This is a genomic window from Limnohabitans sp. Rim47 (assembly GCF_001517545.1).
In the GTDB taxonomy this organism is placed as follows: Bacteria; Pseudomonadota; Gammaproteobacteria; order Burkholderiales; family Burkholderiaceae_C; genus Limnohabitans_A.
The window spans coordinates 109,183-122,700 of sequence record NZ_FBYA01000003.1 but is presented as its reverse complement, the minus strand read 5'-3'; the positions used below and the strand labels follow the sequence as shown (position 1 = coordinate 122,700).

The window sequence follows — 13,518 nt, the reverse complement described above, 5'->3', positions numbered from 1 at the left end:
CAAGGCAAGCCCATGGCCAGCTCCAAAAAATTCGGCCATGGTGGCTCCAGCAAAAGCCAGGGCATGGCGCTCTGGCTAGGCATTGCCCTTTTGGTGCTTTTGCTAGATCAGTTCACCAAGGTGCTGGTACTAGGCGCTTTTCAGCTGGGTGACAGCACGCCGATCACCTCGTTTTTCAACCTGGTACGGGCACACAACCACGGTGCGGCCTTCTCGTTTCTGGCAGGTGCAGGCGGCTGGCAGCGCTGGTTCTTCACGGGCATCGGCGTCGTCGCTGCACTGTTCATGGTCTGGATGCTGCGCTCACATGCGGGCCAAAAACTGTTCAGCCTGGCCATCGCGCTGATTTTGGGCGGGGCCATCGGCAACGTGGTGGACCGCTTGCTGCACGGCTACGTGGTCGACTTTCTGGACTTTTATTGGGGTGCTTGGCACTTCCCGGCTTTCAACGTGGCCGATGCCGGCATCAGCGTGGGCGCAGCCTTGCTGATCCTGGATGAAATCTTGCGGGTGAGACGCGGTCGCTGATTCGCATCCGCCCACAAAAAAGCCCGCCGAAGCGGGCTTTTCAATTCAGACTCGTTTTACAGCGTGATGATGGTGCAACCCGTTGTCTTGCGGGCTTCCAGGGCGATGTGCGCATCTTGGATATTGGCCAAGGGAAAGGTCTGGTCGATGTGGATCTTGACCTTGCCACTGGTCACCGCCTCGAACAAATCATCGGCCATCTCTTGCGTGCTTTCACGTGTGGTGATGTGGCTGAACAAAGTCTGGCGCGTCACATAAACCGAACCCTTGGGGCCCAAAATGCCCGGCGAGAACGGGGCTACCGCGCCAGAAGCATTGCCAAAGCTGGCCATCAGACCAAACGGTGCCAGGCAGTCGAGTGATTTGTCCCAAGTGTCTTTGCCCACCGAGTCGTAAACCACCTTCACACCTTTGCCGCCCGTGATTTCTTTCACCCGAGCCTGGAAGTCGTCGGTCGAATAATTGATGCAAAACTCAGCGCCGTTGGCTTTGGCCAATGCGCACTTGGCATCGCTGCCCGCCGTGCCAATCAAGCGCAAGCCCAAAGCCTTGGCCCACTGGCAAGCGATCAGGCCCACACCACCGGCGGCAGCATGGAACAGCACAAAGTCTCCTGCCTTCAGGCCACCCTGGGGCAGCGTGCGTTTGAGCAAATATTGCGCCGTCAGGCCCTTGAGCATCATGGCCGCACCCGTCTCAAACGAGATCGCATCGGGCAATTTGCACACACACTTGGCAGGCATCACGCGCACCTCGCAATAGCTGCCGGGCGGCTGGCTGGCATAGGCTGCGCGATCACCCACTTTCAAATGCGTAACGCCCTCGCCCACCGCCTCGACCACGCCCGAAGCTTCCATACCCAGCTTGAGCGGCATGGGCAGCGGGTACAAACCACCGCGCTGGTACACGTCAATGAAGTTCAAGCCGATGGCCTTGTGGCGGATGCGGATCTCGCCGGGGCCGGGCTCACCCACGGTCACATCGACCAGTTTCATGACTTCGGGACCGCCGTTTTGGTCGATCTGGACTGCAAGGCTCATGGGGAAATTCTCCTGAATGGATGGAATCAAACGATGCGTGACTTTGCCACGAATCACATGCCTGCGTGCGGGGCGGGGACAGCTTCGCGACAGCGGGAAAACCCGAATGCCGATACAGTGCCGCATGTCTCAAAAACTCTCGCCCATGACCGCCCTGCTCCTGACGGTCCCTCCTTTGCTTTGGGCAGGCAATGCGGTGGTAGGCCGACTGGTCAGCACCTTGGTGCCGCCCATCACACTCAACTTTTTACGCTGGGCTGTCGCCTTGCTCATCTTGCTGCCACTGGCCTCTTGGGTGTTACGGCGCAGCAGTGGGCTGTGGTCACACTGGCGACGCTTTGCACTGCTCAGCTTGCTGGGCGTGGGTTGCTACAACGCGCTGCAATACCTGGCCTTGCAAACATCCACCCCACTCAACGTGACCTTGGTGGCGGCCAGTGGCCCCGTGTGGATGCTGGCCATCGGGGCGCTGTTTTTTCAGGCGCCGGTGCGCCGCGCACAAGTCTATGGCGCGACGCTCTCCATACTCGGCGTGTTGGTGGTGATGTCGCGGGGCGATTGGACACAGCTTATGGCGGTCCGCCTGGTGGCAGGCGACCTGTTCGTTTTGCTGGCCGTGGCTTGCTGGTCCTGGTACAGCTGGTTGCTCAGCCGCCGCGACGAGCCCGATGCCATTCGCAACGACTGGGCCGCCTTCTTGCTGGCGCAAGTGGTGTTTGGTCTGGTCTGGTCAGGCCTGTTTGCCGGGCTGGAATGGACCTTGACCGACGCCCACATCACTTGGGGTTGGCCACTGATCAGCGCACTGGCCTTTGTGGCCGTGGGGCCTGCGGTGCTGGCCTACCACTGCTGGGGCATCGGCGTGCAGCAAGCCGGACCTGCTGTGGCCGGATTCTTTGCCAACCTCACACCCTTGTTTGCGGCCATCTTTTCTGCTGCATTTTTGGGTGAGTTGCCGCACCTGTATCACGCGTTGGCGTTTGCGCTGATCATTGGCGGGATTGTGGTGTCGGCCAGGCAATAAGCTGCAAGGTTTTTGCTCAGCGGCATCAGGAATTTCTGAAGAGGATTCATGCTGCGATTGCAGGTGGTAATTTAGCAAAAGACTCTTTTGCAGCGGTTGCTGCCGGTCGGGGGTGTCAGCTTTGCGGTGCCTCACTTGTCAAAGCGCCCAACACTAGCTCCGCCATATTTTGGGATTGCTGGCTATGGTACGACTGCAAGCCCTTGACCGTACCGTGCCTGTCCTGCATATCCTCGTCCTGACTCGCCTTCAGTTTTCCATCCACCCGGGCAATCGGAATTTCGATTCCAACGATTCCACGCATCAGTTTGCGAATGTAGTCTGGCGGGGCATCTTCCACGCGCCAAGGCAGTGTTTGCCCGGACTCCTGGGAATCCGTCAGCCGATTGAGCATGTTCAGCATCCAGGTCGGGTCCTCAATCACGCGTGCCGTCCCGTGCGCATGAGCGACCACGTAATTCCAGGTGGGTACGACCTTCCCATGTTCAGCTTTTCCGGGATACCAACCGGGTGTGATGTAAGACTGGGCGCCTTGAAACATCACGACAGAAGGCGTGTCAGGCGGCAGCACTCGCCAGACACTGTTGGCACGTGCAACGTGGCCCAGCAGCGTTCCATAGGGGCCACGCGTTCTGTCCAGAAAGAACGGCACGTGGTTTGCAATCAGTCCTTCCTTTGCATGGCAGACCCAAGCACCCAGTGGATGGGCTTCCATGAGGGCGAGGACTGCGTCGCGGTCATTGAGTTGGTGATGCTTTTTGATGTACACGAATTCTCCTTATCAACTTGCCAGCGCATGCCTGACCAACAGGAGTGCCAAAACCCACATGGTCAAGCCTATCAGGCCATCAAGCACTTGCCATGCTTTGGGCTTGGCAAACCATGGTGCCAACCAGCGCGCACCAAATCCCAACATGCCAAACCAGAGCAGGCTGGCAAAGCTCGCTCCCGCCACAAACCACGGCCGCAATGCAAAAGGTTGCTGTGCACCAATGCTGCCGACCAGCAGCACGGTATCCAGGTACACATGGGGATTGAGCAAGGTAAAGGCAGCGGCCTGGGCCATGACACCGGCAAGGCGTAAACCCGTGCCAGATTCCTCTGCACGAAGTTGGTTGGATTGCCGGGCACGGCGCAGTGCCTTCCAACCATAGACCGCAAGAAACACAGCGCCAGCCAAGGCCAGTGCGTGTGCGAATTCCTGGTGCTCGCCTAGGGCCTGCGCCATTCCCAGGACACCGGCTGCAATCAGCACGGCGTCCGCCAAGGCGCAGAACAGTACCACGCTGCCCACGTGCTCGCGGCGCAAACCCTGGCGCAGCACAAAGGCATTTTGTGCGCCAATGGCGACGATGAGCCCCAGGCTCAAGGCCAGGCCCTGCACAAAGGCCGGGGCGATGATGGAAAAGGTGTCCAGCAGGTTTGACATCCCCCGAGATTGCCAGCCTTCGCAGATGAAGACAAACTATCATTGCTTCAGTAGATTAAGGAAAACTAAATTCATGCTGGACTACGCATCGCTTTCAGCTCTGGCCGCCGTGGTGCGCGAGGGCAGTTTCGAGAGGGCTGCGCGCGCACTGCACGTGACGCCTTCGGCCGTCTCCCAACGCATTCGCTTGCTGGAAGAGCGCATTGGCTGTGCCTTGGTAGTGCGCGGACAGCCCTGCCATGCCACCGAGACAGGGAGGCGACTCTGCCAGCATGTGGACCGGGTGCGATTGCTGGAGCATGAGCTCAATGGCGAAGTGCCGACCCTGGAACAGGATGCAGACACCCGTGTGCCATTGCCCATCGCAGTTAATGCCGACAGCCTGGCCACGTGGTTTGCACCTGCGCTTACGGCCTTCGCAGCAGCTGCGCCGGTTCTGATGGAGGTTGCGGTGGATGACCAAGACTACACATCCGAATGGTTGCGCTCCGGCAAGGTGCTGGCAGCCGTGACCGGCACTGCGCGTGCGGCCACCGGTTGCAATAGCCGCCCCCTGGGCGCCATGCGCTATCTGGCGGCGGCCAGCCCTGCCTTTGTGCAGCGATTCTTTGCCAGGGGAGTTGGCGCAGGCAGCCTGGCCCTGGCGCCCAGCCTGGTATTCAATCCCAAGGATGAACTGCAGTCTCGCTGGGTGCGGCGCCTTTGTCGCCGCCATGTAGAGTTGCCACGCCACACATTACCCTCGCCGCAAGCCTTTGTCGCCGCATCGCTTGCCGGAATGGGCTGGGGTCTGCATCCAGAGGCCTTAATCAGCCAGCATCTCAAGAGCGGCACCCTGCAGGAATTGGTACCCAACACATCATTGGACGTGCCTTTGTACTGGCAGCAGGCCCGGGCTGCTTCATCCCTGTTGGATGGGTTGACACGCGAAGTGTTTTCGGCAGCCAATGCTGCGCTCTTGCGGCGCTAGATTTGAATGTCAGCTCAGGGAACACCAAATTGCAAGTTGCAATATCCGCTTCCAGCCTAAAGAAGACCACTGAGCTCAAGCTAACAAACAAACCAGGGCCACTGCAATGGCCCAATAGCCATTGCAAAACTTCTGCCAAGTCACCAAGCCACTGTCAAAACGTCCCCGCGTAAGCCCCGCCATCGGCCAGCACGTTTTGACCCGTCATGTACGCCGCTTGCTGGCTGCACAAGAAGGCACAGATCGCACCAAACTCTTGCGGATTGCCGTAGCGCCCAGCCGGAATTTGCGCTTGCTGGATGGCACGCATCTCTTCCACCGTCTTGCCCTGTTTTTGTGCCATCGCAGGCAGCGTGGCGCGGATGCGGTCGGTGTCGAACTTGCCGGGCAGCAGGTTGTTGATGGTCACGCCTTGGGTGGCGATCTTGCTGCGCGATGCGCCCGCCACAAAACCCGTCAGGCCACTGCGCGCGCCGTTGGACAAGCCCAGCACATCAATGGGCGCTTTCACGGCGCTGGAAGTGATGTTGATGATGCGGCCAAAGCCGCGTGCCGCCATGCGGTCGACCGTGGCTTTGATCAGCTCAATCGGCGTGAGCATGTTGCCGTCGATGGCCTTGAGCCAGGCCTCACGGTCCCAGTCACGGAAGTCGCCCGGAGGTGGACCGCCCGCATTGGTCACCACGATGTCGTAGTCTTTGCCAGGGCCACCCGCCACGTTCCAGATGGCTTCGCGCCCGGCTTCGGTGGTGATGTCTTGCGCCACGGCAATCAATTGCACTTGGCCGCCTGTTTCGGCACGCAAGTCTTCAACCGCCTTGTTCAGCACCTCGGCACCTCGCGCCACCATGACCACGTTCACGCCTTCCAGCGCCAAGGCCCGTGCGCAACCCCAGCCCAAGCCTTTGCTCGCGCCACCCACCAAAGCCCATTTGCCTGCAATGCCTAAATCCATCTTGCTCTCCTGTTGATTTCAAACTTTGGGTGAGCGTGTCACCCAGAAAACGCCGGACAGTACCAGCACAGTACCGCCCACAATCCACATGTTGAAGGGCTCGTCCAAAATGAGCACGCCCATGAGCAGCGTGGACATCGGGCCAATCATGCCCGTCTGTGCCGTGAGGCCCGAGCCGATGCGTTCGATGGCCATCATGACCAGCACCACGGGCACGGCCGTGCAGGCTGTGGCATTGAGCAACGACAACCAAAGCACGGGCTCGGCCACCTGCGCCGCACCCAAAGGGCGAAGCAGCACAAACTGGCCGATGCAAAACACGCAAGCCACTGAGGTGGCCCAGCCCGCCAACCGCAAAGAACCCAGGCGCTGCACCATCTGGCCGCTGTAGCTCAGGTAAAGCGCGTAACTGATGGCGCTGCCCAGCACCAGCGCTGCGCCCAAAACGGCGTTCTTGCCATCCAAAGCCGCTTCGTGTCCGAACACCAGCATCACACCGGCGTAGCTGATCAGCATGCCCACGCCTTGGCGATAACTGATCTTGCGGCCATAAAGCAACCAACCCAGCACCAAGACCAGCGTGGGGTTGAGGTAAAGGATCAAGCGCTCCAGCGAAGCGCTGATGTATTCGAGCCCCCAAAAGTCTAGAAACGACGCCAGGTAATAACCACTGAAACCCAAGCCCAAAATGCCCAGCCAGTCACGCCCGGCGATGCGGGGCTTGCCGCGCCCGGCCCACCAGGCCATGAGCAAAAAAAGGGGCAAAGCAAACAGCATGCGGTACATGACCAGCGTGACCGCGTCCACGCCATGGCGGTAAGCCAGCTTGACGATGATGGCCTTGCCACTGAAGGCGATAGAGCCGGCCATGGCCATCAGCAAACCGGCCGTCATATTGGAAGACTTGAAAGAAGGCATGGTTCAACGGCCCGTGCGGGCCTTGACCCAGTTCAACAACGCTTCAGACGCGACCTCGGGTGTGGTGGCATGGTTCGCTTGCACCACCAGGTATTGGCTGTCAGCGTGCGCAGGCAATTTTTGGTAGATCGCGGCAGAGATGGAAGGGTACAGCGAGTCGTGGGTGCCAATGGCCCAGAACACCGGTACAGCTTTGCGAAAGTTCTGGGCGCTGAGTGCCATATTGGCCCAGCCCTGCGGATCAAAATAACTCCAAAGCGCAGCCGCAGGGGCCTTGACCTCCCGGCGCTGGCCTTGGTTGATGTCGGTCATCTCGACCAAAGCATCGCCTTGACCGGATGCCACCGCTTGACGTGCGGCATCAATGCCGCGACGAACTTCCGGAATCGGATAAAAGTTTTCAGGCACATGGCCCGGTGCCATGGGCAGCACCGCGTCGACATCACCCACTTGGGCCATGTACGCCAACGCGGCGTTGGCACCAAAACTTTGCCCGCCCACGGCGACCCATTGCACACCCGCTTGTCTGAACTCGCTGACCGCCTGGCGGATTTGCGCCACAGCTTCGGCATAGGGTTTGTCATACAAACGCAGACGAGACCAGGGCATCTCCAGCAACTTGACCTGGCAAGCGGGCTCGAGCTTTTGCAGCACGGGCTTGAGGTAGGGCGATTGGGGCATTCCCCATTTGCCATGCATCAACACCACGCCGCAAGAAACCGGCTCGGCCCAGGCCGGACTGCCGGACAAGGGGCCTGCAAGGACGAGCGCCAGTAGCGTTGCGCAGGGGCGCATCAAAAGCCCACAGCCTGCCCGTCACGGCGTGGGTCGCTGGCGGCCATGTAGCCCTCTATCGCTGGATCGCCCATGCGCCAGATGAACTGGCCTGCACCAAAGTCTTGGTACGAGTCGTTGATGATGTCCAGCTGATGGCCACGGGCGATCAGGCCTTGCACGGTCTGGCCATTCATCGCGGCTTCGACGTTGATGTTCATGCCGGTGTTGTAGCGCCAGCGCGGTGCGTCGCAAGCGGCTTGCGGGTTTTGCTTGTAGTCGAGCATGCGCACCAGGGTTTGCATGTGACCCTGCGGCTGCATGTTGCCGCCCATCACGCCGTAGCTCATGACGGGTTGGCCGTCTTGGGTGAGGAATGCCGGGATGATGGTCTGGAAAGGTCGTTTACCGGGCATGACCAGATTGGCCATGTTCGGGCCATGGGGGTTGGTGCTGAAACCGTGCCCCCGGTTTTGCAGGCTGATGCCGTAAGTCGGCTCCACCACACCCGAACCAAACCCCATGAAATTGCTCTGGATGAAGCTGACCATCATGCCGTTTTCATCGGCAGCCGTCAGGTAGATCGTGCCGCCCTTGACCGGGTTGCCGGCCTGGAAGTTTTGCGCCTTCTTCATGTCGATGAGCTTGGCACGACTGGCCAGATAGGCCGGGTCCAGCATCTGCTCGGGCGTGACTTCCATGTGACGTGGATCGGCCACGTAGCGGTACACGTCGGCAAAGGCCAACTTCATGGCTTCGATTTGCAGGTGCTGCGAATCGACACCATCCACAGCGTGGCTGGCCAAGTCAAAGTGGGACAGAATTCCGAGGGCGATCAGCGCGGCGATGCCCTGCCCGTTGGGCGGAATCTCGTGCAGGGTGTAGCCCCGGTAGTCTTGCGCAATGGGTTTGACCCATTCGGGCTTGAAGTCGGCCAGGTCTTTGGCGGTGATGCTGCCGCCATTTTCTTTGGCAAAGCGTTCAATGGCCTCGGCAATCTCGCCACCGTACAAAGCCTGGCCCTTGGTTGCGGCAATGGCTTTGAGGCCTCGCGCCGCGTTTTTGAACTGAAACAGCTCACCCACCTCGGGCGCACGACCCCAAGGCAAAAAGCTCTGCGCAAAACCGGGTTGCGACTGCAGCTCGGGCGTGGCCGCTGCCCACTTTTGCTGCACCACCACGGGAATCAAATAACCGCGCTCGGCCACTTCGATGGCGGGCTCCAGCAGGTCAGCAAAAGGCAACTTACCAAAGCGCTCACTCAAAGCGACCCAACCGGCCACCGCACCGGGCACGGTGACCGAGTCAAAGCCCCGTTTGGGTGGCGTGAGTGCATCGGTGCCGTATTTGCGGTGAAAGTAATCGGGCGTCCAGGTGGCGGGGGCCGGGCCTGACGAGTTCAGGCCGTGCAGCGCTTTGCCGTCCCACAAAATGGCAAACGCATCCGAGCCCAGGCCGCAGCTCACGGGCTCGGTCAAGGTGATGACAGCCGCAGCGGCGATGGCGGCATCGACCGCGTTGCCGCCCTTGAGCATCATGCGCAAGCCCGCTTGCGCGGCCAACGGGTGCGAGGTGGACACCACGTTGCGGGCAAACAGGGGCAAGCGGGTGCTGGTGTAGGGGTATTGGTTTTGAAAATGCATGTCAGTCCAGAGTGATCTTGCGTTCGGTAATGGTCTTTTTCCATTTGGCCGACTCTTTGGCCAGCATGCTGGTGAATTGCGCTGGCGTGCCGCCCACGGGCTCGATGCCAAAGCGTTGCAACTTGTCGATGACTTCTGGGTCTTGCAGCACTTGATTGGCAGCGGTGTTGACGCGGGCAACCACCTCGGGCGGCAAACCCTTGGGGCCAAACAAGCCAAACCAGGTGGTGGATTCGTAGCCAGGCAAAACATCGGCGATGGGCGGCACACCTGGGGCCAGCGGCGTGGCTTTGAGCGATGTCACACCCAGCGCACGCAAACGGCCATCGCGCACATGCGGTAAGCCGGTGGGCAAGCTGTCAAACAGCACATCCACTTTGCCACTGACCAGATCGGGAATGGCCAAAGCCGTGCCTTTGTAGGGGATGTGCACCACAAACACATTGGCCTGAGCTTTGAACAACTCGGCCGTCAACTGCACGATGGTGCCGTTGCCGCTAGAGGCGTAGTTCAAGCGACCCGGATTTTTTTGGGCGTACTCGATCCATTCCTTCACCGTCCTGGCTGGGGAGATGTTGGGCACCAGCATGATGCTGGGCGCGTTGCCCACTTGGCTGATAGGGGTGAAGTCTTTGACCGCGTCATAGGGCATGCGCGGGTTCAGGTTCGGGCCAATCGAGTGCGTGCTGGAGGTGGACAGCAACAAGGTGTAGCCATCGGGGCTGGCCTTGGCTGCCAAGTCTGAGCCCAAGGTGCCGCCAGCGCCTGGGCGGTTCTCGACCACCAGAGTCGTGCCCATTTTTTCGCCGAGCTTTTGAGACAGCGTTCGGGCAAACAAATCGGTGGCGCCACCGGCCGGGAACGGCACGATCAAACGCACGGGTTTGACGGGGTAGGAATGTGACTGGGCTTGCACCATTCCGCCACTGCCAAAGGCAAGGGCCGCGACACACAAACCACTCAGGAAATGTCTTTTTTTCATGAAAGCATCCTCTGCAAGACGCACTTGCCAAGCAACAAAAAAAATGATTTTCTCAGACCCAGTGCGTACACGCTGCACCCAAGTGACATGACCACACACGATACGTGCAGCACCAATGAAAACGGCCTCCGAAGAGGCCGTTGTACAGAGTCAAGTGGAAAAAATCACTCTTCCACGAAAGCCTCTTCGCGCTTGGACTTGATCGATGGCAAGGTCACGATCACCAAGAGAACCAATGAAGCGGCCAACAAGCTGGCAGACAAAGGACGCGTGACAAACACGCTCCATTCACCACGTGACAGCAGCATGGCGCGGCGCAGGTTTTCTTCCATCATCGGTCCGAGAATGAAACCCAGCAACAAAGGTGCAGGCTCCATGCCCAACTTGATGAAGCCGTAGCCCACCACACCAAACAAAGCCACCAGCCAAATGTCGAAGGTGTTGTTGTTGGTCGAGTAAACACCGATCGCACAGAACAGCACAATGGCAGGGAACAACCAGCGGTAAGGCACCGACAGCAACTTGATCCAGATGCCGATCAAAGGCAGGTTCAAGATCACCAACATCGCGTTGCCAATCCACATCGAGGCAATCAAGCCCCAGAACAACTCGGGGTTGCTGGTCATGACCTGAGGGCCAGGCTGAATATTGTGAATGGTCATGGCACCCACCATCAAAGCCATCACCGCGTTGGGTGGGATGCCCAAAGTCAGCAAAGGAATGAAAGAGGTCTGTGAAGCCGAGTTGTTGGCCGACTCTGGCGAAGCAACACCGCGGATGTTGCCTTGCCCGAAAGGCACTTCGCCTGGCTTGAGCTTGGTTTTCTTTTCGATGGTGTAAGCCGCAAACGAGGCCAGCAAAGCACCGCCACCGGGCAAGATGCCCAAAGCTGCGCCCAGGAAAGTACCGCGCAACACAGCAGGAACCATGTTTTTGAAGTCTTCCATCGTGGGCATCAAACCGGTCACTTTGGCTGTGAACACCTCGCGGTCTTCTTCTTTTTGGGACAGGTTGGAGATGATCTCGCCGTAACCAAAAACACCCATGGCGATGGTGATGAAACCCACACCGTCGGTCAGCTCAGGAATATCGAAGCTGAAACGGGCCACGCCGGAGTTGACGTCGGTACCGATCAGGCCCATCAACAAACCCAGCACGATCATGCCCACCGCTTTAACCAAAGAGCCAGAAGCCAGCACCACAGCACCGATCAGGCCCAAAATCATCAGCGAGAAATACTCGGCAGGACCAAATTTGAAAGCCACTTCGGTCAAGGGACCGGCAAAGGCCGCCAAAACCAGAGTACCCACGCAACCGGCAAAGAAAGAACCCAGACCAGCCGCTGCCAAAGCAGGGCCAGCTCGGCCTTTGCGGGCCATTTGGTAACCATCGATCATGGTCACAACCGATGAGGCTTCACCGGGCAGGTTCACCAGGATGGCGGTGGTAGAGCCGCCGTATTGGGCACCGTAATAAATACCGGCCAGCATGATCAATGCCGCAACTGGAGGCAGTGCGTAGGTGGCTGGCAACAACATGGCGATGGTGGCGACTGGGCCTATGCCAGGCAGCACACCGATCAGGGTGCCCAACAGGCAACCGATCAGCGCGTAAAGCAGGTTTTGAAAGGTGAACGCGACCCCAAAACCGAGTGCAAGGTTGTCAAACAATTCCATGAATTTTTCTCCTCAACCGGTGATGAATGTGGGCCAAACTGGGAACTGCAGTTTGAGCAACAGCACGAAAGCGCCGTAACTGCAGATGGACAGGACCGTGGCCAGAACCAGAACTTCTTTGAGATCAAACGTCTCACCGGCCAGGCTGACCACCAAGGTGGTGCCAAAAATCGCCGCGATCAAGCCCATGGCAGGCAGACCCACGCTGGGCAGGCCACCCAGCAAGATGCCAAACAACACGTTGCCGGCGATGATGAAGAACAAGGGCTTCCAGGCCCATGAACCGATCTTGTCACCGTCCTGGGTCTCGACCGTCAAGGACTTGAACATGACGAAGGCACCAATCAGCGCCAGCAAAATGCCCAACAGCAACGGAAAGTAGCCAGGCCCCATGCGGGCGCCACTGCCAACCGTGTAGTTGGTGGCACCGTAGGCGAAGGCTGCACCAGTGACTGTGTAGAACAGTCCGGAAAAAAAGTCTTTTTGACTCTTGATGTTCACGAGATATCTCCTCTAATTTGAGTTGATGAGATTCTGCGTGAACATTGCCGCTGCAGCGATGTGGCTTACACCTATGCACCAGGGGCAAAGAACCCATGGTTTACCCTAGGTGATCTTCATGCATGCACACGCTGCGGCGTGGCTTGGCGTGCACTTATTTGGTCAAGGGTTTGAAGACCTTGAGCCATTTCGGTGCGGGCAGGCCCCATTGGGTCTCCATGGCGGCGGCGGCCGACAACAAGGCATCGCGCGACGGGCGAGTGGCGGTGCGCTGGGCCAGCACAATGGCGTTGCCTTCACGGGTGGGTTTAAAGATCCACACCGCGTCTTCGCCAAATGCCGCGCAAATCTTCTCAACGCTTTCGCCATAACTGGACGAACGGCCAAACAGATTCACAGTCATACAGCCTTGCTGGGTCAGCAGTTCACGGCAGTGACGGTAAAAGTCGGGGGTGTCCAGCACAGGCGCAGCCGCTTCTTCGTCATACAGATCGACCTGCAGGGCATCGACCGTGCCACGCCATTCGTCCTTTTGAATTTCCAGGGCCGCATCGGCCAGCACGACACGCAAACGTTCGTCGTCCGGCGGCAGGCGGAACCAGCCCCGGCAGGCGTGCAGCACACCGGGGTTGAGCTCGACCGCAGTGCAGGTCATCTTGAGTTTTTTATAGCAAAACTTGGTGATGGTGCCCGCGCCCAAACCCAGCTGCATGGCATGCGCGCCCTTGACTTCCGCGTGCGGAAAAAAGAGCAACCAGCCGAACATGCGCTGTACATATTCCAGCTCGATGTCGAAGGGCCTGTCCAGGAACATTGAGCCCTGAATCCATTCGGTGCCCAGGTGCAGGTAACGGATCTCGCCGTCTTCGGAGAAATTGACTTCGGGCAGCTCAAGGCTGGGAGTGGAGGATTTTTTTCGGCTCATGGGGTCAGCACTGCCCGCCAGGCAGTGAGTTTTTGTTCAAAGGGACACGACGCATACGCCGGACGGGTCGATGGTAGGCGATGCAGCTCAACTCTTTCGGCCAAACCGGCCAGCACCCGTGTCTGGGTACAAGGGCCCGCCTTGGGCGGCAGA

The 13,518-nt window shown here is 59.1% G+C and carries 14 protein-coding genes; 3 read left to right on the top strand and 11 right to left on the bottom strand.

From position 1 onward, the window contains the following. Window positions 1-12 precede the first annotated feature (12 nt). Entirely contained in the window at window positions 13-528 is a 516-nt protein-coding gene (gene lspA, locus BN3544_RS08370) for a signal peptidase II (RefSeq protein ID WP_019430514.1), read from the top strand. Between the two features lie 56 nt (window positions 529-584). On the opposite strand, the gene BN3544_RS08365 is transcribed toward lspA, so the two are convergent. Further along, entirely contained in the window at window positions 585-1,568 is a 984-nt protein-coding gene (locus BN3544_RS08365) for a quinone oxidoreductase family protein (protein ID WP_019430515.1), read from the bottom strand. Between the two features lie 124 nt (window positions 1,569-1,692). Between BN3544_RS08365 and BN3544_RS08360 the strand changes: the two genes are divergently transcribed. Next, window positions 1,693-2,592, top strand: coding sequence for a DMT family transporter (locus tag BN3544_RS08360; protein WP_026036751.1), 900 nt, complete (start codon window positions 1,693-1,695; stop codon window positions 2,590-2,592). Between the two features lie 115 nt (window positions 2,593-2,707). On the opposite strand, the gene BN3544_RS08355 is transcribed toward BN3544_RS08360, so the two are convergent. Together BN3544_RS08355 and BN3544_RS08350 are read right to left on the bottom strand one after the other, a co-directional pair. Next, entirely contained in the window at window positions 2,708-3,361 is a 654-nt protein-coding gene (locus BN3544_RS08355; protein ID WP_019430517.1) for an FMN-binding negative transcriptional regulator, read from the bottom strand. 12 nt (window positions 3,362-3,373) lie between these two features. Further along, on the bottom strand, window positions 3,374-4,021 hold the full coding sequence (locus BN3544_RS08350) for a LysE/ArgO family amino acid transporter (protein WP_019430518.1): 648 nt from the start codon (window positions 4,019-4,021) through the stop codon (window positions 3,374-3,376). A 73-nt stretch (window positions 4,022-4,094) separates the two neighbouring features. Between BN3544_RS08350 and BN3544_RS08345 the strand changes: the two genes are divergently transcribed. Further along, window positions 4,095-4,991, top strand: coding sequence for a LysR family transcriptional regulator ArgP (locus BN3544_RS08345; RefSeq protein WP_019430519.1), 897 nt, complete (start codon window positions 4,095-4,097; stop codon window positions 4,989-4,991). A 154-nt stretch (window positions 4,992-5,145) separates the two neighbouring features. Here BN3544_RS08345 and BN3544_RS08340 read toward each other — a convergent pair whose 3' ends face one another. From BN3544_RS08340 to BN3544_RS08305, 8 genes are all read right to left on the bottom strand, one after another. After that, window positions 5,146-5,946, bottom strand: coding sequence for an SDR family oxidoreductase (locus tag BN3544_RS08340; protein ID WP_019430520.1), 801 nt, complete (start codon window positions 5,944-5,946; stop codon window positions 5,146-5,148). An 18-nt stretch (window positions 5,947-5,964) separates the two neighbouring features. Then, the gene (locus tag BN3544_RS08335; protein ID WP_036075259.1) at window positions 5,965-6,864 is read right to left on the bottom strand and encodes a DMT family transporter; all 900 of its coding nucleotides are present in this window, start codon (window positions 6,862-6,864) and stop codon (window positions 5,965-5,967) included. A 3-nt stretch (window positions 6,865-6,867) separates the two neighbouring features. Beyond that, window positions 6,868-7,659 carry an alpha/beta fold hydrolase gene (locus BN3544_RS08330; RefSeq protein WP_019430522.1) on the bottom strand — a complete coding sequence of 264 codons (792 nt, stop codon included), beginning with the start codon at window positions 7,657-7,659 and terminating at the stop codon, window positions 6,868-6,870. Further along, entirely contained in the window at window positions 7,659-9,281 is a 1,623-nt protein-coding gene (locus BN3544_RS08325; protein WP_019430523.1) for a gamma-glutamyltransferase family protein, read from the bottom strand. Before BN3544_RS08325 ends, BN3544_RS08330 begins: the two co-directional genes overlap by 1 nt. A gap of 1 nt (window position 9,282) precedes the next feature. Next, entirely contained in the window at window positions 9,283-10,263 is a 981-nt protein-coding gene (locus tag BN3544_RS08320) for a Bug family tripartite tricarboxylate transporter substrate binding protein (protein ID WP_026036752.1), read from the bottom strand. Between the two features lie 164 nt (window positions 10,264-10,427). Then, window positions 10,428-11,939 (bottom strand): tripartite tricarboxylate transporter permease, encoded by a 1,512-nt coding sequence (locus tag BN3544_RS08315; protein WP_019430525.1) that lies wholly within the window; start codon window positions 11,937-11,939, stop codon window positions 10,428-10,430. A 12-nt stretch (window positions 11,940-11,951) separates the two neighbouring features. Further along, window positions 11,952-12,440: a tripartite tricarboxylate transporter TctB family protein gene (locus BN3544_RS08310; RefSeq protein WP_019430526.1), complete on the bottom strand. Its 489-nt coding sequence runs from the start codon at window positions 12,438-12,440 to the stop codon at window positions 11,952-11,954. Between the two features lie 154 nt (window positions 12,441-12,594). Further along, window positions 12,595-13,365, bottom strand: coding sequence for a class I SAM-dependent methyltransferase (locus BN3544_RS08305; RefSeq protein ID WP_019430527.1), 771 nt, complete (start codon window positions 13,363-13,365; stop codon window positions 12,595-12,597). Window positions 13,366-13,518 lie beyond the last annotated feature (153 nt).

Coding starts and splice junctions, on each gene's coding strand:
- lspA (WP_019430514.1), top strand. CDS start 13: ATGGCCAGCTCCAAAAAATTCGGCCATGGTGGCTCCAGCAAAAGCCAG.
- BN3544_RS08365 (WP_019430515.1), bottom strand. CDS start 1,568: ATGAGCCTTGCAGTCCAGATCGACCAAAACGGCGGTCCCGAAGTCATG.
- BN3544_RS08360 (WP_026036751.1), top strand. CDS start 1,693: ATGTCTCAAAAACTCTCGCCCATGACCGCCCTGCTCCTGACGGTCCCT.
- BN3544_RS08350 (WP_019430518.1), bottom strand. CDS start 4,021: ATGTCAAACCTGCTGGACACCTTTTCCATCATCGCCCCGGCCTTTGTG.
- BN3544_RS08345 (WP_019430519.1), top strand. CDS start 4,095: ATGCTGGACTACGCATCGCTTTCAGCTCTGGCCGCCGTGGTGCGCGAG.
- BN3544_RS08340 (WP_019430520.1), bottom strand. CDS start 5,946: ATGGATTTAGGCATTGCAGGCAAATGGGCTTTGGTGGGTGGCGCGAGC.
- BN3544_RS08335 (WP_036075259.1), bottom strand. CDS start 6,864: ATGCCTTCTTTCAAGTCTTCCAATATGACGGCCGGTTTGCTGATGGCC.
- BN3544_RS08330 (WP_019430522.1), bottom strand. CDS start 7,659: ATGCGCCCCTGCGCAACGCTACTGGCGCTCGTCCTTGCAGGCCCCTTG.
- BN3544_RS08325 (WP_019430523.1), bottom strand. CDS start 9,281: ATGCATTTTCAAAACCAATACCCCTACACCAGCACCCGCTTGCCCCTG.
- BN3544_RS08320 (WP_026036752.1), bottom strand. CDS start 10,263: ATGAAAAAAAGACATTTCCTGAGTGGTTTGTGTGTCGCGGCCCTTGCC.
- BN3544_RS08315 (WP_019430525.1), bottom strand. CDS start 11,939: ATGGAATTGTTTGACAACCTTGCACTCGGTTTTGGGGTCGCGTTCACC.
- BN3544_RS08305 (WP_019430527.1), bottom strand. CDS start 13,365: ATGAGCCGAAAAAAATCCTCCACTCCCAGCCTTGAGCTGCCCGAAGTC.